The organism is Sphingomonas zeicaulis, from assembly GCF_050433225.1.
Taxonomy (GTDB): domain Bacteria; phylum Pseudomonadota; class Alphaproteobacteria; order Sphingomonadales; family Sphingomonadaceae; genus Sphingomonas_D; species Sphingomonas_D zeicaulis.
The window spans coordinates 1,071,699-1,097,445 of sequence record NZ_JBNPXQ010000001.1 but is presented as its reverse complement, the minus strand read 5'-3'; the positions used below and the strand labels follow the sequence as shown (position 1 = coordinate 1,097,445).

Genomic DNA, 25,747 nt, shown 5'->3' with positions numbered 1-25,747 from the left:
CGCTTGGGGGAAACGATGAAGACTTCACTCACCTTCGGGAGCTTGCTCCTGCTCTCGACGGCGCTGATCGCACCGTCGGCAATCGCGCAGACCACCGGCGAAACCGCCGGCTCGACCGCCGATGCGCCCCCCTCGAGCACGGCCGACGCGGAGCCCGCGCAGCCGACGGCGGAACAGGCCGACAATCCCGAGGAACAGGTCGAAATCTCGGCGCCGGGCGCCGATACCGGCGCCGACATCGTCGTCACGGGCCGCTTCATTCCCAACGTCGTGCGCGCGACCCCCGAGGTTGTCTCGGTACTGTCGGCTGCCGACATCGCCCGCACCGGGGAAGGCGACATCGCGGGCGCGCTCTCGCGCGTCACCGGCCTCAGCGTGGTCGGCAACGGCTTCGTCTATGTCCGCGGCCTGGGCGATCGCTATTCGTCGGCGCTGCTCAACGGCTCGCCGCTGCCCAGCCCCGAACCGCTGCGGCGCGTCGTTCCGCTCGACATCTTCCCGACCAGCGTCATTGCCAGCTCGCTCGTCCAGAAGAGCTACTCGCCCAACTATCCCGGCGAATTCGGCGGCGGCGTCATCAACCTCACGACCAAGGCCGTGCCCAAGGAATCGTTCCTGACGATCGGCTTCTCGGGCAGCGGTGACAGCGAGACCACCGGCAAGCTCGGCTATACCTATTATGGCAGCGACAGCGACTGGCTCGGCTTCGACGACGGTTCGCGCGACTTCCCGTCCGCGCTCGCCCAGTCGGTCAAGGGCGGCACTTTCGGCAGCAGCACCGACGCCCAGCGTCGTGACTTCGCCGCGAGCCTGCTCAACGCCTCGACGACGCTGCTCCAGCGCAACTTCGACATCCCGATGAACTTCTCGGCGGATATCAGCGCCGGCGGTTCGACCGATGTCGGCGCGACCCGCATCGGCTTCATCGCCGCCGCCGGTTACAGCAACAGCTGGCGGACGCGCAGCGCCCTGCAGCAATTCTCCAACGACCCCAATGTCGAAGGGACGCCGCAGGAAAGCTTCACCCGCGTCTCCACCGACAACCGCATCATCGTCAACGGCTTGCTGGGCCTGGGCGCCGAGTTCGGCGATCACCAGATCCGCTGGACCAACCTCTATATCCGCGACACGCTGAAGCAGGGCCGCCTCGGCGCTGGCTTCAACCGCAACGTCGCCGACCAGGAAGAAGGTCTCCCGCCGTCGCTGATCGAGCAGAACACCTTCTGGTTCGAACGCCAGCTCATCGACACGCAGCTCGTCGGCGAGTTCAAGTTCGACGATCTCAGCGTCTCGACTCGCGCGGCCTATGCGAATTCGCAGCGCGAATCGCCGTATGAGCGCAGCTTCTCCTATTTCTACCTGGGCGATGGTGATCCCACGACCAAGGGGCCCGGCGACGTTGACGACTATGTTAACAACCTCACCTCTGGCGGCCAGAGCGCCTCGGTGGCGTTCAGCGACCTGAACGAGGATGTCTACTCCGGCGCGATCGATCTCGGCTACAAGCTGCCCTCGTCGATGCCGATCACGCTCTCGGCCGGCTACGCCTACACCAAGACCGAACGTTCCGCTTCGCGCTACCAGTTCCAGTACTTCCGCCCGGATGGCGCGCTGCCGCTGGACGTTGCGCAGGAACGGCCGGACTATCTGGTCTCCGACTACAACATCTACACCTACAACATTCAGCTCCGCGACGTTTCCGGTGCCGAAGGTACGGCGGCCTATGATGCCGACCTCGAGGTTCATGCCGGTTATGGCCAGATCGAAGCGGAAGTCACCGATGGCGTGCGCATCGCTGCCGGCGTCCGTTATGAGGATGCCAAGCAGAATGTTCAGCCGATCGGCGCGTCGCTCGCCCCGACCAATCTGAGCAACAGCTACTGGCTGCCGGCGGCCACGCTGACCTGGAACTTCGCCGACGACATGCAGATCCGCCTGCATGGCTCCAAGACAATCGCCCGCCCGCAGTTCCGCGAACTCGCGCAGCAGATCTATCAGGATTATGAATCGGATCGCGAGTTCACGGGTAACCCGTTCCTCGTGGACAGCAAGCTGTGGAACGCCGAGGCCCGCTATGAGTGGTTCTTCGGTCGTGGCCAGCAACTGACGGTTGCCGGCTTCTACAAGAAGATCGACAATCCGATCGAGGCGGCAGCGTTCATCGCCGGCGGCGGCCAGTTCCGCAGCGGCTTCGCCAACGCTCCCGAGGCGCGGCTCTACGGTGGCGAGATCGAAGTCCAGAAGCATGTCCCGCTCGATACGCTCGGCAGTGACTTCTTCTCGACGCGGCGCCTCGTGCTGATCGGCAACTACACCTACACCCAGTCCGAGCTGAAGGTCGACGACTCGATGATCGTCGGCCCGAACCTCCAGACGGTGGCGGCGAACCTGCTGTTCAGAGACGGCGCGCCGCTGACCGGTCAATCGGATCACCTCGCGAACATCCAGATCGGCATCGAGGATACCGACAAGCTGTCGCAAGCGACGGTACTGCTGACCTACGCCAGTAAGCGGGTCGTCGATCGCGGTCCGATCCAGGGCGAACTCCGTCAGCCGGACATCATCGAAAAGCCCGGCTTCCGGCTGGATTTCGTGGCCCGCGAGGGCTTCACCTTCCTCGGCAAGGAGATTGAGCTGAAGTTCGAGGCGCGCAACATTACCGGCACGCGTCACCAGGAATATCAGCAGGCCGGGACCAACCGCATCGACATCAACACCTATGATGTCGGCCGCAGCTTCTCGCTGGGTGCGCAGGTCAAGTTCTGATGCGAAACCGGGGCGGGTAATGCCGCTCCTGCGAGATGCGGACAGGCGCCGTAGCCCATGGGGCTGCGGCGCCTCTTTCGTTATTCACGTCGACCGATCTGCCGCTTCCGCCGCATCCTTTCCATACGTGAGGCACTCGCCTGCCACGCGGCGTTGGGCATGCCGACACCGGCAACGAAAAGACGGGCGACAGGGCCAACTGCCCACCGGGCACTGGCCGTGCAACGGCGGATGCGAATAAGCGCCCCTGCACAACCGGCGCCCCAAAAGGCTGAAGCGCTATCCCATTTGGGAGAGGCCGCTGCCCAAATCGGTAACGCTACCCTATCGGAATTTCTAAGCCCTGCGCACGGCTTCGAAATGTCTTGCAATGCAGGGAAATTGCCCTGTAATCGGGCCTCACGCGCAACCACCGGCCCGAATGCGTATTTTGTTGCGGACGGCAGCGTCTGTTTTACGCAACCACGGGCGGGCGGCGATCGATGCCGGGCGTCCCTTTAGGGCGAGAGTGTCGAATGCGCGTCGAGCGGCTTGTCGGCAATGAGTGAGCGCGATCTGGCGACCATATTGTCGCAAGCCAGGCAGTTGATGGCCGAGGCGCTTCGCCTGCTTGACGGCGTCCAGGCGTGGGAGCCCAGCGCACATCTCGATCTCGCCATCCAGCGGCTTGATGTCCTGCTGGATGACGATGCTTCCGCGCGCCGCGACCATTGAACAGCGCGTGCACCGCCCCCGGCCGGCGGTGCGCCTTCAAGACGCGCCCGCCCGCCAGGGATCGGCAATCTTCAGGCGGCGAGAACGCGCGTCTCGCTCATCGTCTTGATGCCGGTGCGGATGTGACCACGCCGGTCGAGCAGCGACTGGAGCCCCGCCGACGCATCGAGCACGCCAGGCCGGTCCCACGCGCCCTCGGGGCGGATCGTCACCAGCGGATCGGCACCGAAGCGGATCGCGCTGTCGGTCGGCTCTATGTCCATGTGCATCTCGCGGAATTCGACGTCCGAGAAGCTGAACGGCGGCCGGTCTTCCAGCAACCGCGCGCCGAAGCGACGCCACAGCGGCACCAGATCCTCGCGGGCATGCGCATAGAGCTTGCGGAAGCCCTTCTCGCGGCAATGCTGGATGCACATGCGGGCAAGCTCGAACATCAGGCGCGTGTTGCGATATTCGACCCGCACGGCCATCCGCTCCAGCTTGGCGAAATCGCCGAAATAGCGGATGCGCGCGCATCCCGCGGCGTCGCCGTTGACGGTGCCGATCAGGTGCGTGGCACAGAAATCATTGCCGTCGAACTCTTCTTCGAAGGTCGCGAACTGCTCTGCCATGTAGGTGGCAGATCGGACCGCGAAGACGCGCATCATGTCGTCCATCGTGCGGACGACGCGCACCGACAATTCGGGGCGCTTGCGCTTGGCCTCGGCCGCGGGCGTCTCGCGGGCGTGGAGAACGATCGCCCACTCCGGGGCATCCGGATAGAAATCCCGCGCCGCCATAAAGCCGGCGTTGAGCTGGATCTTCGCCGAAACCTCGCTGATGGGCCGCGAGAACACCGGGCATCCGTTGCCGATCGTCTCCAGCACCTTGAGAAGGCGAAGACCATCGACCATGCGGTTGGGCGCGAACACCAGCCAGATATAGATGGCAGCGGGCGTCTCGGCCGGCGTCGCGATCCATTCGGCCTGCGGCGTTGCGCCGTCGAACTGCCCGGTCACGAAGGCAGCGGCACCCGCTTCGTTCAGCGGCAGGAAGGCGATGAATGGCCAGTCGGCCACGGTCTCGCCACGCCGCATCAGGCGGAACAGGTCAGGATTGCGGCTGCGCACCGCGGCCACCGTTTCAGGGCTTGCAATCGCCATCGACTGGCGCACATGGGCCAGCGCGTCGGTGATCTCGCGTTCGGAGGGGCGTTCGATCGCCGGGGCGTTCTCCGCACCGCGACCGATCAAGCGATAGAAATCGGGCGAGAAGGCGAGCGCACTAGTCGCCTCATCGGAGAAATGCCCCACAGCATGTTTCATTGTCTTCGAACCCCTGATGCGTCAGAATGGGTAACGCCCCCTGGGAGATCCAATAAAGCGAAGCATGGAGTGTGGGGTGACCAAGAAATCTGACCGGCCTGTTCAGTCACTGCACACCCACCTTCCGGTGATGCTCCCGCGTGGTTTGCGCTGGGATGATGTACGTGCGTTTTTGGCTGTCGCAGAAGTGGGCAGTCTTCGACGTGCAGCGGTATTGCTCAATCTTTCTCCTAATACGGTGCGTGCGCGTGTTGCCCGGCTGGAAGAGGCGGTTGCCTATCCCTTGCTGGAGCGGTGGCCCGATGGCGCTCGTCCGACGGCTGCGGGCATGCGCGTGCGCGACTTGGCACAACGGATGCGCGGCGCCGCCTTCGACCTGTTTAACGATGAGCCACATTATGAACTGCGCCGCCCCGGCGAATTGCGGATCGGCGCCAGCGAGGCGATCGGATCGGGCTGGCTGACGCCGCGATTGCTCGACCTTCAAACGGAGATGCCGGAACTCACCGTCTCGCTGATATGCGACTATGACGTTCATACCGAGCGCAGCGAAGAGTTGGATGTCGGCCTGCTGTTCCGCCCGCCGGCCAATCCTGAGTTGATGGTCAGCAAGCTCGCGACGATGCACTTCCTGCCCTTCGCCTCGCACGACTATGTGCGCAAATATGGTGTGCCGTCGTCGCTGGACGATCTGCTCAACCATCGCTTCATCGAACAGGAAGCGCCCGGCGTGCGATCCGACCTGCTCAACCAACTGGTCGGCTCCGAACGCCCGCCAGGCTTTTTGCCGATCCGTACCAATTCAAGCCTCGCGCTGTTCTGGGCGGTCGCCAGCGGCGCCGGAATCGCCTTCATGCCCACCTATGTGATGGGCGTGACGCGCAAACTGAAGCCGATCGCCCTGCCCGCGCAGTTCAAATTCGAGCTCTTCTATTATTATCATCCGGCCGCACGCAATTCCGATCCGGTGATCAAGACGATCGCCTGGCTGCGCAAGCTGTTCGACCCCGCGATTTACCCCTGGTTTCGCAACGAGTTCATTCACCCGGACGATTTCGGCCCGGCCCTGCGCCCCACCGGCAATGTGGTGAACCTGTTCGAGCCGATGATCGGCGACGCAATCTGACGATCACATGTCGGTGCAAGACGGCGGAGGTCACGGCTCGTCCCGCATCATCGTCAATTTGGCGCTCAGTGGGACACGAAGGCGCCGTCGCGCGTTTTCCGGTCGATCTTAACAGAAATCGGGAGTCAGATGATGATCGAGGACGCCATCGAGAAGCAGCAAGCCGGGCTTGATCTGGCCGAAACGCCGCGCTCCACGCGCGAGCAGATCAACGCGGGGATCGAACGTGGTCGCGAAGCCGCGGGCAATCTCATCGCTTCGGCACAGGACCATCCGTGGACAACGGCAGCGATCGCCGGCGGCGTTGTCGCGGCGGCGGCTGCAGCCACCGCCGGGGTGGTCTATCTCAACCGCCGCCGTGGCGATACGCCAGAAGACGCTGGGTCGAACGCGGCAGGCGAAATTTCGGCGGCGGCGCGTTCTCCCGCCTACGGCATCGCGGCTGAGTGACGACAGCGCACGTCGCGTTGGATTCCTGATGAAGAAAGCACTGGCCGAGCGACCGGCCAGTGCTTTCGCTTGCGCGCTGCAACGCAGCACCTTATCCAACATCGATGTCGATAAACGCCGAAAGAGCTGACGCCGCCGCGCTCGTCGCCGACCTTGAGCGGCTGTATTCCGCATCCGTCGATCGGCTGCGCGATGCCTTGGCAGACTTTATCGCCAATGGCGTTCGCCCCACGCCTGAGCAACGTCAGGATGGCAGCTTCGCCTATCCGGAAATCCGCATCCGCTTCCAGGGCGACAGCGGTCTCGTCGTGCCGCCGCGGTCCTATGGGCGGCTGGTCACGCCGGGCGAATATGCCATCAGCGTCACCCGCCCTGCCCTGTTCGCCGACTATCTGATCGAGCAGCTCGAGCTGCTGATCGAGGATTATGGCGTCACCGTCGAGGTGCGGCCAGGTCGGCAGGAAATCCCGTTCCCCTATGTACTCGATCCGGGCCACGAGCTGTCGCTTGAGGGGATCAGCGCGCTGGAGCTCGCCCGGTGGTTCCCGGCCACCGAACTGGCGCACATCGGCGACGAAATCGCTGATGGCACGATGCTGGCGGGCGACCAGCCCCGCCCGCTTGCCCTGTTCGACGGGCTGCGCACCGATTTCTCGCTCGCGCGTCTGCGGCACTACACCGGCACGCCGCCGGAGCATGTCCAGCGCTATATCCTCTTCACCAACTATCACCGCTATGTCGACGAGTTCGTGCGGTGGGCGTGCGAACAGCTCAAGGATCCGGAAAGCCCCTATACGGCACTGTCCGGTGCCGGTGGCCTGATGGTGACGGCAGAGACGAGCGATCCCGAGCGGGTCGTGGCCGACAGTGCGTGGCGGCGGCACCAAATGCCGGCCTATCATCTGATCGCGCCGGACCGGACGGGCATCACCTTGGTCAATATCGGCGTTGGCCCCTCCAACGCCAAGACCATCACCGACCATCTTGCGGTCGTTCGTCCCGAAGCCTGGCTGATGATCGGCCATTGCGGCGGGCTGCGACCCAGCCAGCGGATCGGCGACTATGTGCTCGCGCACGCCTATCTGCGCGACGATCATATTCTCGACGATGTGCTGCCGCCCGAAATCCCGGTGCCTGCCATCGCCGAGGTGCAGCTTGCGCTGGCCCACGCCGCCGAGATCGTCTCGGGAGAAACGCAGGAAGCGCTGAAGCGCCGCCTGCGCACCGGCACCATCGTCACCACCGACGATCGCAACTGGGAACTGCGCTACAGCCGCTCCGCGCTGCGCTTCTCACAGTCACGCGCGGTGGGGATCGACATGGAGTCGGCGACGATCGCGGCGCAGGGCTATCGCTTCCGCGTGCCCTACGGCACCTTGCTGTGCGTGTCGGACAAGCCGCTGCATGGCGAGCTCAAGCTGCCGGGCCAAGCCAACCGGTTCTACGAACGCGCGATCAACGAGCATATGCTGATCGGCATCGAGGCCTGCGAGCAACTCCGCCGCGAGGGCGCCAAACTGCATAGTCGCAAGCTGCGGGCGTTCAACGAGCCGCCGTTCCGCTGATCGCAGACGACCCGCCGCGCGCTCGCCGCCGCCGGTCGGTATGAAGTTTGGATCAAGCCAGGCGTCATTTCGCCGGATCGCCGGATCTTGTCAGATCGCGATCGATTGCGGCGCCGCGGCGCGCGTCGCCTCTTCCGCGCGGCGGATGATCACTCCGGCCGCCAGATCCCCCGGCCCTGCCGCCGCCACGCCGACGCGGATGCCCTCGATTTCATGACCATGGCCGCTAAGCGTGTTGCGCATCCGCTCGGTGACGACAGCCGCGCCAGTGGCGTCGGTATCGATCAGCACCACGCAGAACGCGCCGTTGCCGAGATGGCCGAATACATCCTCCTCACGGATGACGGCGCTCAGCGTGTCCGCCACCGCGGCAAGCCGGCGTCGCGCAGCCTGCTGCGTCAATCCGGTCAGCGTGCCGCCGACATCGAACATCAGCAAGGTCATCGGTCGTCGGCGACGGCGCGCATTTGCGAGCGGCGGCAACATTGCCTGTTCAAGGCCGCGACGGTTGAAGAGCCCGGTGAGCGCATCGCGCGTAACCATCACCTGCAGGCGATCGTTGAGATCCGATGCGATGAGCAGCATCGCCGCGATGCCCGCTGCGACATAGGCGAAGGGCATGGTGATGAACAACGCGTTGGTGCGGAGCGCCGCGCGTGCCAGATCATGCGGCCCATCGATCTGCAGCCAAACCGCCGCCAGCCCGATTTCGCAGGCCGCGAACAGCAGTGCGGCGCCGACTGCGGCATATTCGGCGAAATTCGCCTTGCGATCGCGCGGCCGGATGACCATCGCGCCGAGCAGGAACATCGCCGCCGAGAACAGATTGACCGGCGCGCCGCGCAGGGCGATCCGTCGCGGCTCGATCATGAACATGCCCCATGCCGCGAGCAACATCACCACCAGTGCGGCGGCGAGCATCCATCCGATCGGCGGCTTCCGCCCGGCGCGGCGGAAAAATCCGAGCGCCACCAGCATGCTGTCGCACACAGTAAGCAGCCCGGTGATCATCAGCATCCACCCACCTTCGGGGGTGTCGCGGGATGAGAGCGCGTTGATGAGCCACTCCACCGTCTCGCCAGCGGCGGCGGCGGCCCAGAACAGCGCGTAGGGCATGCGGCCGAAGATGAACCAGCCGACCACCAACGATCCGGACAAAACTGCCGTAATCGCCAGTAGCAGCGTGAAGCCGCTGATACCGATGCTCATGGCTGGTGCGCCACCTGCATCGCCGCGCAGGCCGGCGCAGACATGCCGTTCAAATCGTCAGGCCGCGATCCGGATCCGGGTCGCCGTCGAATCCGATCCGTTCTCGCCAACCATCTCGCGCTCAGCACGGTCGAGCAGCAGGCTGAATGCGAAATCCTCCGAACGAAGCTGGGCGACACCCCAGCTCGCCTTCATCGAGCGACCGGCTGGCGCTGCGGCAGCGATGGCCGCCTCAGCCTGGCGCGCGATGAACAGCGCCTGCTGCAGGCGCGTGTCACCCAGCAACAGGCAGAACCGCGTCGGCCCCAGACGCGCGAACACATCTTCCTCGCGGATCAGCGCGTTGAGCTGATCGGCAGCGCCCACCAGTAACTGGTTGAGCACGGCGCGCGACGGGCCGCCGCGCTGCGCACGCACGCCATGAAGATCGATGAGCACTACCGACAGGGGTAGGCGGCGGCGGCGCGAATTCGCCATCGCCGCAACTGCGGCCTGATCCAACCCACGACGGTTGAGCGCACCTGTTTCCAAGTCGCGCGTCGTCAGCGCCTCGAGGCGGTGCGCGAGATCGGCGACCAGCAGCATCACGGCGCTGATGCCCAGCGCGACATAGGAGGCCGGCATGCCGATGCCGAGCACCAGACGATAAGCGTTCGCCGCAGGCGCGACGCCTTCCGAACCAAAGCCAAGCGCGCTGCCGGCAACCGCCAGTTCGAATAGCGCGAACACCGTCGCGACAGCGGCCGTGGCGATTTCCATCGGCTGCGCCCGGCGGCCATTGGCGAGAAGCGCACCCACCGCGACCAGGAAGAGCGCACCGCAACCCGCGTTGGCGATGAAAGCGCGCCACGCCGCATCATGCAAGTCGGCAACGACATAACTGACCGCCGCGAACACGATCAGATTGCCGGTGACCCACAGGCCGATTCGCGGCTTAAGCCCCGCGCGCTGGCGGAAGGCGATCGCAATCAGGCTGCTGTTCATCACCACAAGCTGGGTCGTGAGGATGCTGGGCAGTGGCGAATCGGGGAAAGCGAGACGGCCGACGATCGCGATCGTCCACTGCAGGATCGCGCCGCCCGCGGCGAGCGACCAGAACAGCGAATATTGATGGCGACCGAAACAGAACCAGGCAATTGACATCGCGACGAACAGCGCGATGCTGGTTGCGAGCAGGACGCAGATGGTGATCAGCTCAAGATTCATGCGATCCCCCCCGGCCATGGCCGGCGGCCTTCTTCGCCACTTGTTTCGGTCTGGTTCCCGCTCAGCGTCGCGGCGCACAACGCTTGAGCGCGGCCAATAGCCGATTCAACGCAGAATGTCAGCTGTCCCGTGCGAACAAACCATATCGGAGTGAAAGAATCCGATGAATCTTTTCGCGGTGTTGCAGCCAATCACCAGCCGCAGGCACGGCCGGCATTCTGCTCCTTCAACCAACTCATCAGCGGTTCGAAATAAGCGATCATCGCCTTACCTGACATTTCGCGCTCGCCTGTAAATGCCTCCAGCGCGTCGGGCCACGGCTTGGATGCGCCCATTTCGAGCATCGCATTGAATTTAGCGCCGACATCCTTGTTGTCGAAGAAGGAACAGCGGTGGAGCGGGCCGGTCCAGCCCGCCTGGTCACAGGCGGCCTTGTAGAACTGGAACTGCAAAATTCGCGCGAGGAAATAGCGCGTGTAGGGCACCGATGCAGGTACATGAAACTTGGCGCCCGGATCGAAAGCGGTCTCTTGCCGATCGACGGGCGGCGCTACCCCCTGATATTGCAGGCGCAACGCATCCCACGCCGCCTGATAGCTGCGATCCTTGATCTGCCCAGCGAACACGCCCCAACGCCATTTGTCGATCAGCAGGCCGAACGGCAGGAAAGCAACCTTGTCCATCGCCTGGCGCAACAGCAGCCCGGTATCCTTGTCTGCGGGCGGCACCTTGGCGGGATCGAGCAGGCCGATGCTCACGAGATAATCGGGCGTGATCGACAGCGCGATCGTATCCCCGATCGCCTCATGGAAGCCGTCATTCGCACCGTCGCGGAACAGATAGTCCTGTTTGTTGTAGGCGCGCTGGTAGTAATTGTGGCCGAGTTCATGATGGATGGTGACGAAATCGTCGCCATTCACCTTGATGCACATCTTGATGCGCAGATCCTCGACATTGTCGAGATCCCAGGCGGAGGCGTGGCAAATCACCTCGCGATCAGCCGGCTTCACGAACTGCGAGCGCTGCCAAAAGGTGTCGGGCAAGGGCGCGAAACCCAGCGACGAGAAGAAGCCCTCGCCCGTCTTCACCATCTTCAGCGCATCATATGACTTCGCCTTGAGCAGCGCCGTGGTGTCGTAACCGACATCGCCCGTGCCCTTCGGGGCAACGACATCATAGATATTGCCCCATTCCTGCGCCCACATGTTGCCGAGCAGGTCGGCACGGATCGGTCCGGTCGCGGGCTGCACCGCCTCGCCATATTTTTCATTGAGCTTCGCACGGGTGAAGCAATGCAGTTCATCATAGAGCGGCTTCACTTCCGCCCATAATCTGTCGATCAGCCGTGCGAAATCCTCAGGCGGCATGTCGTAACGGGAGCGCCACATCGCGCCGGCATCGTTGAAGCCAAGCTCCCGCGCACCCCGGTTGGTCAGGTCGATCATGCGGACATAATCGTCGCGCATCGGCGCGCCGACATTTTCGTGCCAACTGACCCACATCTCCTTGAGCTTCGCCGGGTCGCGCACCGTACCCATCTCGGCTTCGATATCGCTGCCGCTGATCGGCTTGCCGTTCAGCGTGCCCTTGCCGGCGCCGTAGATCGCCTTGATCTTGGTGCCCAGTTTTGCGAGTTCGGCTGCCGCCCCCGGCGTGGTCGGCGCGGGTGAGGTGATCCCGCCGCGCAACGTATCCAGCTTGCGCTTCGTCTCTTCCGGCAACCCGGCGATCTTGGCGAACGTCGCCGCCTCCTTCGCCTGGCGCACCCGCATCTCGCTCTCGCGTGTCGCGAACAGCGCGGCGATCGCGTTGCTGTCGTCGGTGATATAGGTTTCGTTAATCCAGTCGACCTGCGCCTTGGAGGTGCTGAAATCGAGCAACTCCTTCTCGGAAGCGGCGACGAAGGCGTCGGCCTCCGCCACGGTCTGCGCGGCAGCGGGCGACGCAGCGGCCAATGCGGCCGCCAGCGTCAGCAGCGAAATCTTGCGATGCATGAGAGCGATCCCCGGGACTGAAGGATGTGTATTGCGGTTGAGATTGAGCCTCGCCCCGTTCCCGGTCAAGCGGCGAGGAAGCGGGCGATCCCGGTGCCAAGTTCGGGCTTGGTCACCGCGCTCATATGATTGCCCGGCACGATCGCGAGTTCACCCTGCGGTAGCAACTCCGCAAGCGCTTCGGCCGAGCCATTATCATCGTCGTCGGCACCGGCGAGCACGAGCAAAGGCAGATCCAACCCGGCCAGCACATCGCGCGGCGTATCGACGAAGCTGTCGAGCAGGCGCAGCAGCGCGACCGGATCGCCGCCAGTGGTCTTGAGGAAGGCTGCGGCCATGAATTCGGGCGAGCCGCGCGGATGGGCATCGATGTCGGTCAGCACGCGGCGAAAATGGTTGGCGCGGTCGCCGGTGGAAGTCAGCCCGCTCAGCCCCATGCCGGAGATGATCGCGCGGCGCGGCGTGGCGCCGCGCGCCAACATCCGCGCGGTCGTGCGGCCGCCCAGCGAATAGCCGCCAAGATCATAGTCGGTGAGGCCGAGATGCGCGATCAGCGCGAGGCCGTCATCAGCGAGGATGTCGGGTGGATAGGAGGCCGGATCGTGCGGCTTGCCGCTGCTGCCATGTGCGCGCAGATCCGGCATGATGACGCGGAAGCCTTTGGCGGCGATCGCCGCGGCATGGCCATATTTGATCCAGTTGGTGCGCGCGTCGGAGAAATAGCCGTGGATCAGCACCACCGGCCGTCCCCCGCCCAGTTCGTGCCACGCCAGTTCCACCCCGTCGGGCGCGGTGAAACGCTGGGTCACGACCTCGCTGCTGTTCGTCACGCTGCCATCCTCGTTCGTTCGCTACGAACGTGGCGACTAGCCCCGACGATCGCCGCTGTCGATCCGGACGCGCGCCGCGAGCCCCGGCCGCGCCACCCAGAGCACCGCGATCAGCGCGCCGAGCCCGGCCAGCGCCATATCCTTCTGCGCATCCCACATGTCGCCTTGCTGGCCATTATAATCATCGGCCATAGAAGCGGGTGCAGCGAGGCTGATGCCCCATTCGAAGATCTCGTAGACGCCGCCCGCGGCCAGCACGAAGCCGACCGCGATCGACGCGGCCCACCACGCCCCTGCCCCCGCGCGTCGGCACGCCAGCCCGACGATCGGCGCGACCGCGAACGCGCCGAAGGCGAAATGGACGATGCGGTCATAATTGTTGCGCTCCCAGCCGAGCAGCGCGTTGATCGACGCGCCGAACACCGCCTCGCTCCACATGTCGTATGGCATGTTGGTATAGGTCCAGCGCGCGCCGAAGGTGTGCAGCGCGAGGAAGCCGGCGATGCACGCGAGTTCGGCGGTGGCGAGCGGCCAGCGCGCGAGCAGCACCGGCGCCGCAATCAGCAGCAGCGCGGTCGGGATATGGTGGAGCGGCGCCGTGCCCGGAAACGGTTGGTCGATCTGCACGACGAGCAGCAGGAGGGTCAGCGCGATCAGGATCCAGCGCTGTGCCCCGGGCAAAGCGCGCCAGCCATTCAACCACCGCGCCATATGCCCCCCTGCCCCCACAAGAAAAAAGGCCGAGCGGCTTTCGCTGCCCGGCCCCGATTTCGTCAGGCCGCCTTCTTGAGGTGACGGCGCCCGAGCAGTTCGGCGATCTGCACCGCGTTGAGCGCGGCGCCCTTGCGGAGATTGTCGCTGACGCACCACAGCGAGAGGCCGTTGTCGACGGTGGAATCGTCGCGCACGCGGCTGATGTAGGTCGCATATTCGCCGACGCACTCGATCGGCGTGACGTAACCGCCATCCTCGCGCTTATCGACGAGCATCACCCCCGGCGCCTCGCGCAGGATGCGCTGGGCCTCTTCGGCGCTCAGTTCGTTCTCGAACTCGATGTTGAGCGCCTCGGAATGGCCGACGAACACCGGCACGCGCACGCAGGTGGCGACCACCTTCACCTTGGGATCGAGGATCTTCTTGGTCTCGGCGACCATCTTCCACTCTTCCTTGGTGGAGCCGTCGTCCAGGAACTTGTCGATGTGCGGGATCACGTTGAACGCGATCTGCTTGGTGAACTTCTTCGGTTCGGCCTGGTCGCCGACGAAGATGTTCCGGCTCTGCTCGAACAGTTCGTCCATGCCCGCCTTGCCGGCGCCCGACACCGACTGATAGGTCGCGACGACGACGCGCTTGATCTTCGCCGCGTCGTGCAGCGGCTTCAGCGCGACGACCATCTGCGCGGTCGAGCAGTTCGGGTTCGCGATGATGTTGCGCTTGGTATAGCCGTCGATCGCTTCCGGGTTCACTTCCGGCACGATCAGCGGAATATCCGGGTCCATGCGGTAGAGCGAGCTGTTGTCGATGACCGTGCAACCGGCGGCCGCGGCCTTGGGCGCGTAGATCGCCGTCGCCTCGGACCCGATCGCGAACAGCGCGATATCCCAGCCGGCCCAGTCGAAATGCTCGATATTCTTGACTTTGAGTTTGCGACCGGTCTCGCCGAAATCAATCTCGTCGCCGGTCGAGCGGGCCGAGGCCAGCACGGCGATCTCGTCGAGCGGGAATTCACGCTCGGCAAGGATGTTCAGCATTTCGCGGCCGACATTGCCGGTCGCGCCGGCGACCACCACGCGGTAGCCCATCGCAATCACTCCAGTTCCAACAAAAAAGGAGCGCGCGCCATAGCGCCATGATCGGAAAACGCCAACCTGCTTTCGCGACAGAAGATGTCGTCTGGCGCCAACCTATGGTATCAATGCCCATTGTCGGTTCGACCGACTCCGCCGCGTGACGGCGTAGCCAGCAACCGACAGGATGATGGAGACGCCTGAACAGAGGAGGAGAGGATGGTCGCACTTAGCTTGGACCCGGTGCGCACGCCGCCATTCGATACGATCCCGGTGCGCCGGATCGAGACGGAAGATATCAACGCCGCGCTGCGCGACGCGCTCGATGATTTTCGATCCAAGCGCGGCGACCTCGTCTTCGTCGGGCTGATCTATCCCTTCGTCGGCATCGCCGCAGCGTGGCTGGCTCTGGGCAACGGCATCTTGCCCTTGTTCTTCCCGATCGCCGCCGGCATCTCGCTGCTGGGGCCGCTCGCGGCGACCGGCTTCTACGAACTGGCCCGCCGCCGCGAGGCCGGACTCGAGGCAGGCTGGCGGCATTTTTTCGATATCGGCAAGAATCCCGCGCGGGATTCGATCGCCGTGGTCGGCACCATATTGATCGCGCTGTTCGGCCTGTGGCTGCTCGCTGCGGCGCTGATCTACACCGCCTTCATGGGGCCGGCGGAGCCCGCCTCGCCCGGTGCCTTCCTGTCGGCGCTGTTCGGCACCGCAAATGGCTGGGCGATGATGATCTTGGGCAACCTCGTCGGCCTCGTCTTCGCGGTCGTGGCGTTCGCGATCAGCGCGATCTCGCTGCCGATGCTGGTCGATCGCGATGTCGGCGCCGGCCCGGCGATGCGCGCGTCGATCGTGGCGGTGCGGAACAACCCGCTGGTGATGACCCGCTGGGGGTTGACCATCGCCGCGCTGCTGGTGGTGGGATCGCTGCCTGCCTTCCTCGGGCTGGCGGTGGTGCTGCCGGTGCTGGGCTATGCGACCTGGCATCTTTATTCGCGGATCGTGGATCGGGAGGCGCTGGCGGGGCTGTAAAACCGCCCCTCAAACACCCCCCGAAAACCCCATCTTCTCCCCCTCCCCACCCCCGTTCGCCCCGAACGGAGGATGGGTGGTCGAAGGCGGCAGAGTTTACTCGCCCTTGCCCACGCTCCGATCGAGAAACGCCTCGATCGTCTTCCACAGATGCACGCTCACGCCGGGACCGCCGACGCTGTGCGTCTGGCCCGGATAGACCATCGTCTCGAACGGATGCCCGGCCTTCTGCAGCTTCGCCATCAGCGCGGTGGAATGTTCGAACACGACATTGTCGTCGGCCATGCCGTGGATCAGCAGCAGCGGGTCGGCGATCTTGTCGGCGTTGCCCAGCGCATCCGAGCCCGAATAGGATTGCGGATCCTTGTTGGGATCACCCAGATAGCGTTCGGTATAATGGGTGTCGTAGAGCCCCCAGCGCGTCACCGGCGCGCCCGAGACGCCCGCGGCGAAGGTGCCCGGCGCGGCCTCCAGCAGCTTCAGGGTCATATATCCGCCATAGGACCAGCCATAGACCGCGACCTTCTCCGGATCGACGAAGGGCTGCTGCTTCAGCCAGGCGACGCCGGTAAGCTGGTCGTCAACCTCGACCGTGCCCATCGCGTGGTAGATCTGGTTCTCGAACGCGGTGCCGCGATCGGGCGAGCCGCGGCCGTCGATCGAGAAGATCACCCAGCCGCGCGAGACGAGATATTGGTGCAGCGGATTGCCCCACTGCTTCATCACCTGTCGCCCCGCGCCCGGCCCGTTATAGACCTGCACCAGCACCGGATGCCGCGTGCCCTCGGCACCCTTCGGCTTCAGCAGCTTGTAGTGCAGCGTGCTGCCGTCCTTGGCCTTCAGCGTGCCGAACTCGGGCGTCACGTGTTGCGCGAGATAGGGCGCATAAGGATGATCGCCGGCGATGGCGTTGCGATCGAGCCAGCGCAGCCGGTTGCCCTGCGCATCGGCCAGATAGGTCTGCGCGGGCTGGTCCGGGCCGGAGCGGTTGACGAGCATGCGGGTGCCGCTCTTGTCCATCTCCGCGGCGTTCCAGAAGCCGGCCTCGGTCAGCCGGCGCGGCGTGCCGGGCTTCGCAAGATCGATCTCATAGACATGCTGTTCGATCGGCGTGTCCTTGTTGGCGGTGAACAACAGCCGCCCCTTGGCCTCGTCCACCGCGATGACGTCGCGCACCTCCCACGCGCCGCTGGTGAGTTGCGTCCATTTGCCGTTCGCCCAGCGATAGAGATGGCCGTGGCCGTCACGCTCGGACCACCAGATCAGGCTGCCATCCTTGAGCGCGCGCAGATTGTCGCTGAGATTGATCCAGCTCCGCGCGCCGGCGACCTCGCCGAACAGCACGGTCGACGCGCCGGTCTCGGGATCGACCCTGAGCATGTCGAGCCGCTTCTGATCGCGGCTCTCGCGCTGGACCAGCAGCGCCGAGCCGTCCGCGGTCCAGTCGACGCGCGCCAGATAGATGTCGGCCTCGGTGCCGAGATCGACCTTCACCGGCGTGCCGCCCTTCGGGCTGACGATATAGAGTTCCACGAGCGCGTTGGGCGTGCCCGCCGCGGGATAGCGCTGGTCATAGACCTTGGTGCCGTCGGCACCGATCGCGGCGCGGCTGACGATGCCCACCGGCGCCTCGTCGAACTTCTCGACCGCGATGCGCTTGTCGTCGGGCGACCACCAATAGCCGGTGTAGCGGTTCATCTCTTCCTGCGCGACGAACTCCGCCTCGCCGAAGCCGATGGTGCCGCCACCGCCCCGCGTTACCTGCCGCTCCTCATTCTTCGCCAGGTCGAAGGTGAAGAGGTTGCGATCGCGCACGAACGATACATGGCTGCCGCGCGGGCTGACCACCGGGTTGAGTTCGCCCGCCTCGCTCTTGGTCAACTGGCGCACGCGGCCGTCGCGCGTGGCGAGGTAGAGATCGCCCTCCAGCGGCACGAGGATCGTCTGGCCGTCCGCCGACCATTGATAGCTGACGATGCCTGTGCTGCCGCCGATGCGCCGACGCTCGCGCTGCATCTTCTCCGCCTCGGAGAGCTCGGCGCCGCTGCCCAGCCGCTTGCTGTCGACCAGCATCCGTTCCTGGCCGGTCGAAAGGTCCAGCGCCCACAGGTCGAAGCGCTCCTTCTCATCGGCGCGGGCGCGCAGTGAGGTCAGCAGCTTACCGTCCGGCGACAGCTTCTGCGCGCGTACCGGCGTGCCACCGAGTGCGGGGGTGCCGAACACGCGTTCCAGGGTCAGCCCGCCGGCCTGCGCAGGCGCCTCAGCCATGGCGGCGGTTCCGACCAGCGGCACGATCAGCGCCACGGCGCCCAGCAACGAAGTCAAACGCATCGAAAATCACCTCGGACATCATCCCTCTTCGGGGTCATATCGTCCCGCTTAGCTATCGTGTGGCAGAGGTAAAGCGTCACAGGCACGAAAATGGACGGACACGAAAAAGGGCGCGGAAGCCAAGCCTCCGCGCCCCTGATCCGTTCGCTGTCGTGCGAGCGATTATTCGGCGGCAGCCGCCGGACGCGGATCGCGACGCTCGGCGATACGCGCCGACTTGCCGGTGCGGCCACGCAGATAATAGAGCTTCGCGCGACGCACGACACCGCGACGGACGACCTCGATCGAGTCGACGTTCGGCGAGTAAAGCGGGAAGACGCGCTCGACACCCTCGCCGAAGCTGATCTTGCGGACGGTGAAGCTGCTGCCCATGCCCTTGTTGGAGCGGGCGATGCAGACACCCTCAAAGTTCTGGACGCGGGTGCGATCACCTTCGACCACCTTCACGCCGACCTTCAGCGTGTCGCCCGGACGGAACTCGGGGATCTTCTTCGATTCGTTGAACTTGGCAATCTGCTCGGCTTCGAGCGTCTGGATGAGGTTCATCTCACCGGTCCTTCTTCTTCCGCTGCGCGCCAGAGGGCGGCTGGACCCGAGCGCCCTCATGGCGCTCCCAAAGATCCGGCCGCCTTAGCCGTGTATCGTTCTCCGCCATCGACTTGCGCCAGGCGGCGATCTTCGCATGATCCCCCGATCGCAGCACTTCGGGGATCGTGCGCCCTTCCCATTCGACAGGTCGGGTATAATGCGGATACTCGAGGAGGCCGTTTTCGAAGCTTTCCTCATCTCCGCTGGAAGCGGCGCCCATTACGCCGGGAAGCAGTCGAATGCAAGCGTCGAGCAGCACGAAAGCGCCGATTTCACCGCCGGAAAGCACATAGTCGCCGATCGAAACCGGCTCCACGTCACGCCCCTCGAAAATGCGCTCGTCGAAGCCCTCGAACCGGCCGCACAGGATGATCGCCCCCGGGCCCTCGGCAAGCGCACGGACTCGATCCTGCGTCAACTGACGGCCGCGCGGCGACATCGCCAGCATGGGCCGGCCATCCGCGACGCTGTCGATCGCGGCGGCGAGCACGTCCGCGCGGAGAACCATGCCGGCGCCGCCACCCGCGGGCGTATCGTCGACCGAGCGATGCTTGTCGGTCGCGAAGTCGCGGATCTGCACCGCCTCCAGCGACCAGGCCTCCTCACGCAACGCGCGGCCGGCGAGCGAAACGCCGAGCGGCCCCGGAAACATCTCCGGATAGAGGGTGAGGATGGTGGCGGCAAAGCTCATGCGCGTACGGTTACTCAGGGCTAATGGGGTTGCGCGTCCCTAATCCCCCACCCTGCGGGCGGCAACCGCTTCAGCGCCGAAGCGCCGTCACCGCCACGAACGCTGTCGGCACGCCCAGCACCACACCGATGACCAGCGCGTAGAACAGGAAGAAGGTCAGCGCTAGAATCGGCATTCCCGCCGATCCGCTAGCCTCCCCCGTAGACGACAGCAATGCGATCGCCAGGCCCAACACGAACAGTACCGCTGATAGTATCGGGAAGCTTACCACAGAGCATAGCAGATGTGTGCCGCGCCCGATATTTGGCCGCACCTTGATGATCAACCACGCCGCGAGGATCGTCACGCCGACCGCAAGCAATGCGGAAATCAAGATGAACTCCATCGGCTTGCTGCTCCTCTCATCACAGAAGCGCAGCAAGGCGATTTAGGTTCCGCACATCCCGATCACTCGGCTGCGAAGGCCGCCGTCACCATCAGATGCTTGTCGTTCCATTCCGGCACCGCATCGGGCTGCATCGGCACCATGAAGCGCTTGCCCGTCGGCCGCTCGATCTCGACGACATCACCCGCGCCGAAATTCTCGACCGCGACGACGGTGCCCAGCGCCTCGCCCTCGGTCGAAACCGCAGGCAGGCCGATCAGGTCGACATGATAATATTCGCCCTCGCCCAGCGCCGGCATCGCCGAACGCGGCACGGTGAGCGCCACCCCGCGCAGCGCCTCGGCGGCGTTGCGGTCGGTGATCTCGGCGAAGCGCGCGACCGCGCCATTGGGACCGGGGCGCACCGACTTGAGCGTCAGCGTGCGGCCCGCGGCGTCGAACGCGGCATAGGCCCTCAAGCCCTCCGGCCCATCGCCGAACAGCTTGAGGCGCACTTCGCCGGTTATCCCGTGTGCGCCGATGATGGCGGCCAAGGTAACGGGTGCATCGCCCCTTCCGCTCGCGGGAGCGGCCGGGGAAGAGCTTGCGTCAACGGACATGGATATGACCGAATAGGGCTGTCCCCTCCCGCACAGCGGGAGGGGAACAAGGCTTACGCCTCGGCAGCGGCTTCTTCCTCGGCCGGCGCATTCGCGGCGGCTTCAGCCTCGGCCAGCTTCGCGGCACGCTCCTCGGCGCGCTCCTTGGCCTTCTCGCCCGGCTCCGCCTTCTTCGGGTTGTTGCGTGCGGCGCGCTCCTTGAGGCCGGCCGCATCGAAGAAACGGGCGACGCGATCGGTCGGCTGCGCGCCGACGCTCAGCCAATGCTTCGCACGATCGGCGTCGATCTTGACGCGCTCGGGCGAATCCTTGGCGAGCAGCGGGTTGTAGGTGCCGATCTTCTCGATGAAGGCACCATCGCGCGGGCTGCGCGAGTTGGCGACGACGATGCGATAGTAAGGGCGCTTCTTGGAGCCACCACGCGACAGACGGATGGAAACGGACATTCTACACTTCCTTCTTCAACATTCGAACGGCGTGGAGCCGATCACTTCTTCTTCATGAAATTCTGGAACCCGGGGGGCAGCCCCTGCGGCGCACCGGGAAGCCCCGGCAGTCCGGCCGGCGGGGTGCCACCGGCACCACCACCGCCACCGAGCAGGCCGCCAAGCCCGCCCATGCCGCCGCCACCGCCGCCACCAAGCATGCCGGCCAGGCCCTTGAGCCCGCCCATCTTCTTGATCTTCTTCATGGCATTGGCCATTTCCTGATGCATCTTGAGCAGCCGGTTCACGTCCTGAACGGTCGTGCCGCTGCCCTTGGCGACGCGGATCTTGCGCTTGGCGTTGAGCAGTTCCGGCTTGCCACGCTCCTTGGGCGTCATCGAGCCGATGATGGCATCCATGCGGACGAGGATGCGATCGTCGACCTGGCCATTGGCCATCGCGTTCTGCACCTTCTTCACGCCCGGCAGCATCGAGGCCAGCATGCCGAGGCCCCCCATGCGCCGCATCTGATCAAGTTGCGCCCGCAGATCGTTGAGATCGAACTGACCCTTGGCCATCCGCGCGGCGAGCTTTTCCGCCTCGTCCTGCTTGATCGTCTCGGCGGCGCGCTCGACGAGGCTGACGACGTCGCCCATGCCGAGGATGCGGCCGGCGACGCGGCTGGGATGAAAGGGTTCGAGTTGATCGAGCTTTTCGCCGGTGCCGGCGAACTTGATCGGCTTGCCAGTGACGGCGCGCATCGACAGCGCAGCACCGCCGCGCGCGTCGCCATCCATCCGGGTCAGCACGACACCGGTCAGCGGCACCTGATCGGAGAAGGTCTGGGCGACGTTGACCGCATCCTGGCCGGTGAGCGAGTCGACGACGAGCAGGATTTCATTCGGGGTCGCGACATCGGCGACTGCGCGCATCTCGTCCATCAGCGCCTGATCGACGTGGAGACGACCGGCGGTGTCGAGCATGACGACGTCATAGCCCTGCAGCTTCGCCGCATTCAGCGCGCGCCGGGCGATATCGACCGGCTGCTGGCCGGCGACGATCGGCAAGGTCGCGACATTGGTCTGCGTGCCGAGCACCGCGAGCTGTTCCTGCGCGGCCGGACGCTGGACGTCGAGCGACGCCATCAGCACCTTCTTGCGCTGCTTCTCGCTGAGCCGCTTGGCGATCTTGGCCGTCGTGGTCGTCTTGCCCGAACCCTGAAGACCGACCATCATCACGACCGCGGGCGGCGTGACGTCGACCGAGAGTTCCGATGCCTCGGACCCGAGCATCTCGACCAGCGCATCATTGACGATCTTCACGACCTGCTGGCCGGGCGTGACCGATTTCAGCACCTGCTGGCCAATGGCCTGCTCGGTCACCTTGTCGACGAAATCGCGAACGACGGGAAGCGCAACGTCAGCCTCTAGCAGCGCGATGCGCACTTCGCGCATCGCCGCGCGCACGTCCGCTTCGTTCAGCGCGCCACGGCCGCGCAGGCGGTCGAAAACGCCGCCAAGCCGTTCGCTCAGACTTTCAAACATGCCAAGGCACTCCAACCGTTTCGTTCGATGCCCGCCCACGCAACGCAGAAAACGCCGGTGGGCGAAACCTCGCCGACCGGCGTCGCACCTCCTCCAGCGGATGGCGCGTCCTTGTCACGTTCGTAGCGGAACGATCCGGGACCCATAAACGAGTGCGTGGGGAATGGCAACAAGATGGACAGCAGCCCGCCGCATCCCTAGATCGCGGCCATGACGCTGCGGTTCCACAAGATGCACGGGCTTGGCAACGACTTCGTCGTGATCGACGGCCGCGAGGCTCCGATCGCGATCGACGAGGCGCTGGCGCGCGCGATGGCGGACCGCCATCGCGGCATCGGTTGCGACCAGCTCATCCTCGTCGAGAATTCGCCGCACGCCGATGTGGCGATGCGCATCTTCAATGCGGACGGCAGCGAGGTTTCGGCCTGCGGCAACGCGACGCGCTGCGTCGCGCAGCTTGTCGGCGGCGAGGCGACCATCGCCACCGCCGCCGGGCTGCTCCATGCCAGCCGCACCGATGGCGGCATCAGCGTCGACATGGGCGAGCCGCGCTTCGGGTGGGAGGAGATCCCCCTTGCCTTCCCGATGCACAGCGCCGGCCTGCCGCTGGCGTGGGAAGCGCTGGAGAAGCCCTGGGCGATCAATGTCGGCAACCCGCATGTCGTGTTCTTCGTGGAAGATTGCGACGCGGTGCCGCTCGACCGGCTTGGGCCGCTGATCGAGCATGACCCGGTGTTTCCGGAGCGGATCAACGTCAATGTCGCGACCATCGTCGATCGCGGCCGTTTGCGCCTGCGTGTGTGGGAACGGGGCGCCGGCCTCACCCGCGCCTGCGGCACCGGCGCCTGCGCGACCGGCGTGATCGCGATGATGCAGGGGTTGGTCGATTCGCCAGTGACGGTCTCGCTGCCCGGCGGCGATCTTTCGATCGGCTGGGCGAAGGGCGAATCGATCCGGATGACCGGCCCCGCCACCCATGTGTTCAGCGGCGAGGCGGAGCTGGCGGCGTTCAGCGCATGAGCGGCCCCGAGCTGATCACGCTCGGCTGCCGGCTGAACATCGCCGAGAGCGAGGCGATGCGCGCGCTGGCAGCTGATGCGGACGATCTCGTCATCGTCAACAGTTGCGCGGTGACCGAGGAAGCGATGCGCCAGGCGCGCAAGGCGATCCGACGCGCACGGCGGGCACGGCCCGAGGCGCGGATCCTCGTGACCGGTTGCGGCGCACAGATCGATCCGCAAGCGTTTGCGGCGATGCCCGAGGTGGATCGCGTCGTCGGCAATGCCGAGAAGCTGGACCGCGCAGCGTTCGACTTCGTGCGCAATGGCGAGGATCGCGTGCAAGTGTCCGACATCTTCGCGGTTCGCACCACCGCGCCACATCTCGCCCCCGCCTTCGCCGAACATGCCCGCGCCTTCGTCGAGGTGCAGACCGGTTGCGACCATCGCTGCACCTTCTGCGTGATCCCGCAGGGTCGCGGCAACAGCCGCTCGGTGCCGGCCGGCGCCGCGGTGGAGCGTATCGCCGCGCTGGTCCAAGCCGGCCACGCCGAGGTGGTGCTGACCGGCGTCGACCTCACCAGCTATGGCCCCGATCTGCCTGGCGCACCGAGCCTCGGCCTGCTGGTCGAGCGGATCCTCAAACATGTGCCGGGGCTGCGGCGGCTGCGCCTCTCCTCGCTCGACAGCGTCGAGATCGACGACCGGCTGTTCGACCTGATCGCGCATGAGCCGCGGGTGATGCCGCATCTCCATCTTTCGCTGCAGGCGGGCGACGACATGATCCTCAAGCGGATGAAGCGCCGCCACGATCGCGCGCAGGCAATCGCGCTTGTGGAGCGGCTGAAGGCGGCGCGGCCGGAGATCGCGATCGGCGCGGACCTGATCGCCGGTTTTCCGACCGAGGATGAGGCGATGTTCGACAATTCGCTGCGGCTGATCGACGAGTGCGACATCGTGTTCGGCCATATCTTTCCCTATTCCCCGCGCCCCGGCACGCCGGCCGCGCGGATGCCGCAGGTGGCGCATAATGCGATCCGCGCCCGCGCCGCCCGGCTGCGTGCGGCCGCCGCCGCACGACGGAGCGGCTGGCTGGCGGGTCTCGTCGGCTCGACGCAGTCGATACTGGTCGAGCTCGACGGCCGCACCGGCCATGCCGCGAACTTCGCGCGGATCCGGCTTACCGCCCCCGCCGAGGCCGGTTCGGTGCAGCCGGTTCGCATCCTGCGGGTTGAAGACGACGTGCTGATCGCCGAAAGGGCTGCATGACCGACGATATCAAGCCCTGGCAAGACCGGCTGCTGGGCGGCTTCCGCCGCACCTCCGACCGGCTGAGCGAGAATCTGACCGGCCTCTTCACCAAGGCCACGCTCGACCGCGAGACGCTGGACGAGATCGAGGAGGCGCTGATCGCGTCCGACCTCGGCCCGAGTACCGCAGCACGCATCCGCGAACGGCTCGCCGCCGAGCGCTTCGAGCGCGGGCTGGACGAAGCCGGCGTGCGGCAGGTGGTGGCGGACGAGATCGCGCGCATCCTCACGCCCGTCGCCGAGCCGCTCGACGTCGACGCCTTCCCGCGCCCGCAGGTGATCCTGGTGATCGGCGTCAACGGATCGGGCAAGACGACGACGATCGCCAAGCTGGCGCGCCGCTTCATCGAGCAGGATTATGGTGTGATGCTGGTGGCGGGCGACACGTTCCGCGCCGCCGCGATCGGCCAGCTCAAGGTGTGGGCTGAGCGGCTGGGCGTGCCGATCATCTCGGGCAAGGAAGGCGGCGACGCGGCCAGCCTGGTGTTCGAGGGCGTGAAGCAGGGCGTCGCCACCGGCATCGACGTGCTGATCGTCGACACCGCGGGCCGCCTGCAAAACAAGGCCGGGCTGATGGATGAACTCAGCAAGATCCGCCGCGTGCTCGGCCGTCTCAACCCGGAGGCGCCACATGACGTGGTGCTCGTGCTCGATGCGACGACCGGCCAGAATGCCATGTCGCAGATCGAGGTGTTCAAGGAAGTGGCGGGCGTGACCGGGCTGGTGATGACCAAGCTGGATGGCACCGCGCGCGGCGGCATTCTGGTTGCGGCGGCCGAGAAATATGGCTTGCCGATCCACGCGATCGGCGTTGGCGAGGGCATGGACGACCTGCGGCCGTTCGACCCGCAGGAAGCGGCGGCGGCGATCGCCGGCGCCTGAGGACGATTGAA

The 25,747-nt window shown here is 65.5% G+C and carries 23 protein-coding genes; 9 read left to right on the top strand and 14 right to left on the bottom strand.

Annotated features, from left to right (window positions below):
* Nucleotides 1-15 precede the first annotated feature (15 nt).
* Together FHS96_RS05270 and FHS96_RS05265 are read left to right on the top strand one after the other, a co-directional pair.
* Entirely contained in the window at nt 16-2,766 is a 2,751-nt protein-coding gene (locus FHS96_RS05270) for a TonB-dependent receptor domain-containing protein (RefSeq protein WP_429588414.1), read from the top strand.
* Between the two features lie 540 nt (nt 2,767-3,306).
* On the top strand, nt 3,307-3,480 hold the full coding sequence (locus FHS96_RS05265; protein ID WP_429588413.1) for a hypothetical protein: 174 nt from the start codon (nt 3,307-3,309) through the stop codon (nt 3,478-3,480).
* A 71-nt stretch (nt 3,481-3,551) separates the two neighbouring features.
* Here FHS96_RS05265 and FHS96_RS05260 read toward each other — a convergent pair whose 3' ends face one another.
* Entirely contained in the window at nt 3,552-4,784 is a 1,233-nt protein-coding gene (locus FHS96_RS05260; protein ID WP_429588412.1) for a GNAT family N-acetyltransferase, read from the bottom strand.
* A gap of 64 nt (nt 4,785-4,848) precedes the next feature.
* On the opposite strand from FHS96_RS05260, the gene FHS96_RS05255 reads away from it, so the two are divergent.
* From FHS96_RS05255 to FHS96_RS05245, 3 genes are all read left to right on the top strand, one after another.
* Nucleotides 4,849-5,910 carry a LysR family transcriptional regulator gene (locus tag FHS96_RS05255; RefSeq protein WP_429588411.1) on the top strand — a complete coding sequence of 354 codons (1,062 nt, stop codon included), beginning with the start codon at nt 4,849-4,851 and terminating at the stop codon, nt 5,908-5,910.
* Between the two features lie 132 nt (nt 5,911-6,042).
* Nucleotides 6,043-6,360 (top strand): hypothetical protein, encoded by a 318-nt coding sequence (locus FHS96_RS05250; RefSeq protein ID WP_429588410.1) that lies wholly within the window; start codon nt 6,043-6,045, stop codon nt 6,358-6,360.
* Nucleotides 6,361-6,464: 104 nt separating this feature from the next.
* Nucleotides 6,465-7,925: an AMP nucleosidase gene (locus FHS96_RS05245; RefSeq protein WP_429588409.1), complete on the top strand. Its 1,461-nt coding sequence runs from the start codon at nt 6,465-6,467 to the stop codon at nt 7,923-7,925.
* Between the two features lie 90 nt (nt 7,926-8,015).
* On the opposite strand, the gene FHS96_RS05240 is transcribed toward FHS96_RS05245, so the two are convergent.
* The 6 genes from FHS96_RS05240 to FHS96_RS05215 all read right to left on the bottom strand — a co-directional run bounded on the left by FHS96_RS05240 (nt 8,016) and on the right by FHS96_RS05215 (nt 14,966).
* Complete coding sequence (locus FHS96_RS05240; protein ID WP_429588408.1) at nt 8,016-9,134, bottom strand: GGDEF domain-containing protein; 1,119 nt, start codon at nt 9,132-9,134, stop codon at nt 8,016-8,018.
* Nucleotides 9,135-9,191: 57 nt separating this feature from the next.
* Complete coding sequence (locus tag FHS96_RS05235) at nt 9,192-10,340, bottom strand: GGDEF domain-containing protein (protein WP_429588407.1); 1,149 nt, start codon at nt 10,338-10,340, stop codon at nt 9,192-9,194.
* A 191-nt stretch (nt 10,341-10,531) separates the two neighbouring features.
* Nucleotides 10,532-12,334: a M2 family metallopeptidase gene (locus tag FHS96_RS05230; RefSeq protein WP_429588406.1), complete on the bottom strand. Its 1,803-nt coding sequence runs from the start codon at nt 12,332-12,334 to the stop codon at nt 10,532-10,534.
* A gap of 65 nt (nt 12,335-12,399) precedes the next feature.
* The gene (locus tag FHS96_RS05225) at nt 12,400-13,164 is read right to left on the bottom strand and encodes an alpha/beta fold hydrolase (RefSeq protein ID WP_429588405.1); all 765 of its coding nucleotides are present in this window, start codon (nt 13,162-13,164) and stop codon (nt 12,400-12,402) included.
* 36 nt (nt 13,165-13,200) lie between these two features.
* Complete coding sequence (locus FHS96_RS05220) at nt 13,201-13,875, bottom strand: DUF2238 domain-containing protein (protein ID WP_429588404.1); 675 nt, start codon at nt 13,873-13,875, stop codon at nt 13,201-13,203.
* A gap of 62 nt (nt 13,876-13,937) precedes the next feature.
* The gene (locus tag FHS96_RS05215; RefSeq protein ID WP_429588403.1) at nt 13,938-14,966 is read right to left on the bottom strand and encodes an aspartate-semialdehyde dehydrogenase; all 1,029 of its coding nucleotides are present in this window, start codon (nt 14,964-14,966) and stop codon (nt 13,938-13,940) included.
* A gap of 204 nt (nt 14,967-15,170) precedes the next feature.
* On the opposite strand from FHS96_RS05215, the gene FHS96_RS05210 reads away from it, so the two are divergent.
* The gene (locus FHS96_RS05210; protein WP_429588402.1) at nt 15,171-15,983 is read left to right on the top strand and encodes a DUF2189 domain-containing protein; all 813 of its coding nucleotides are present in this window, start codon (nt 15,171-15,173) and stop codon (nt 15,981-15,983) included.
* 96 nt (nt 15,984-16,079) lie between these two features.
* Here FHS96_RS05210 and FHS96_RS05205 read toward each other — a convergent pair whose 3' ends face one another.
* The 7 genes from FHS96_RS05205 to ffh all read right to left on the bottom strand — a co-directional run bounded on the left by FHS96_RS05205 (nt 16,080) and on the right by ffh (nt 22,546).
* Complete coding sequence (locus FHS96_RS05205; protein ID WP_429588400.1) at nt 16,080-18,314, bottom strand: S9 family peptidase; 2,235 nt, start codon at nt 18,312-18,314, stop codon at nt 16,080-16,082.
* Between the two features lie 162 nt (nt 18,315-18,476).
* A complete protein-coding gene (gene rplS, locus FHS96_RS05200) occupies nt 18,477-18,860 on the bottom strand; it encodes a 50S ribosomal protein L19 (protein ID WP_429588398.1) in 384 nt (127 codons plus the stop codon).
* Nucleotide 18,861: 1 nt separating this feature from the next.
* Nucleotides 18,862-19,593 carry a tRNA (guanosine(37)-N1)-methyltransferase TrmD gene (gene trmD / locus FHS96_RS05195; RefSeq protein ID WP_429588397.1) on the bottom strand — a complete coding sequence of 244 codons (732 nt, stop codon included), beginning with the start codon at nt 19,591-19,593 and terminating at the stop codon, nt 18,862-18,864.
* A gap of 70 nt (nt 19,594-19,663) precedes the next feature.
* A complete protein-coding gene (locus FHS96_RS05190) occupies nt 19,664-19,978 on the bottom strand; it encodes a hypothetical protein (protein WP_429588396.1) in 315 nt (104 codons plus the stop codon).
* A gap of 62 nt (nt 19,979-20,040) precedes the next feature.
* Complete coding sequence (rimM, locus tag FHS96_RS05185) at nt 20,041-20,577, bottom strand: ribosome maturation factor RimM (protein ID WP_429588394.1); 537 nt, start codon at nt 20,575-20,577, stop codon at nt 20,041-20,043.
* Between the two features lie 53 nt (nt 20,578-20,630).
* Complete coding sequence (rpsP, locus tag FHS96_RS05180; RefSeq protein ID WP_429588393.1) at nt 20,631-21,023, bottom strand: 30S ribosomal protein S16; 393 nt, start codon at nt 21,021-21,023, stop codon at nt 20,631-20,633.
* A 41-nt stretch (nt 21,024-21,064) separates the two neighbouring features.
* The gene (gene ffh / locus FHS96_RS05175; protein WP_429588392.1) at nt 21,065-22,546 is read right to left on the bottom strand and encodes a signal recognition particle protein; all 1,482 of its coding nucleotides are present in this window, start codon (nt 22,544-22,546) and stop codon (nt 21,065-21,067) included.
* Nucleotides 22,547-22,756: 210 nt separating this feature from the next.
* Here ffh and dapF point away from each other — a divergent pair, with 210 nt between their 5' ends.
* Genes dapF through ftsY form a run of 3 tightly spaced genes read left to right on the top strand, consistent with a single transcriptional unit; the run spans nt 22,757 to nt 25,736 of the window.
* The gene (dapF, locus tag FHS96_RS05170; RefSeq protein WP_429588391.1) at nt 22,757-23,566 is read left to right on the top strand and encodes a diaminopimelate epimerase; all 810 of its coding nucleotides are present in this window, start codon (nt 22,757-22,759) and stop codon (nt 23,564-23,566) included.
* Nucleotides 23,563-24,813 carry a tRNA (N(6)-L-threonylcarbamoyladenosine(37)-C(2))-methylthiotransferase MtaB gene (gene mtaB, locus FHS96_RS05165; protein WP_429588390.1) on the top strand — a complete coding sequence of 417 codons (1,251 nt, stop codon included), beginning with the start codon at nt 23,563-23,565 and terminating at the stop codon, nt 24,811-24,813. Before dapF ends, mtaB begins: the two co-directional genes overlap by 4 nt.
* Nucleotides 24,810-25,736 carry a signal recognition particle-docking protein FtsY gene (ftsY, locus tag FHS96_RS05160; RefSeq protein WP_429588389.1) on the top strand — a complete coding sequence of 309 codons (927 nt, stop codon included), beginning with the start codon at nt 24,810-24,812 and terminating at the stop codon, nt 25,734-25,736. The genes mtaB and ftsY overlap by 4 nt, the downstream gene beginning before the upstream one ends.
* Nucleotides 25,737-25,747: the final 11 nt, after the last annotated feature.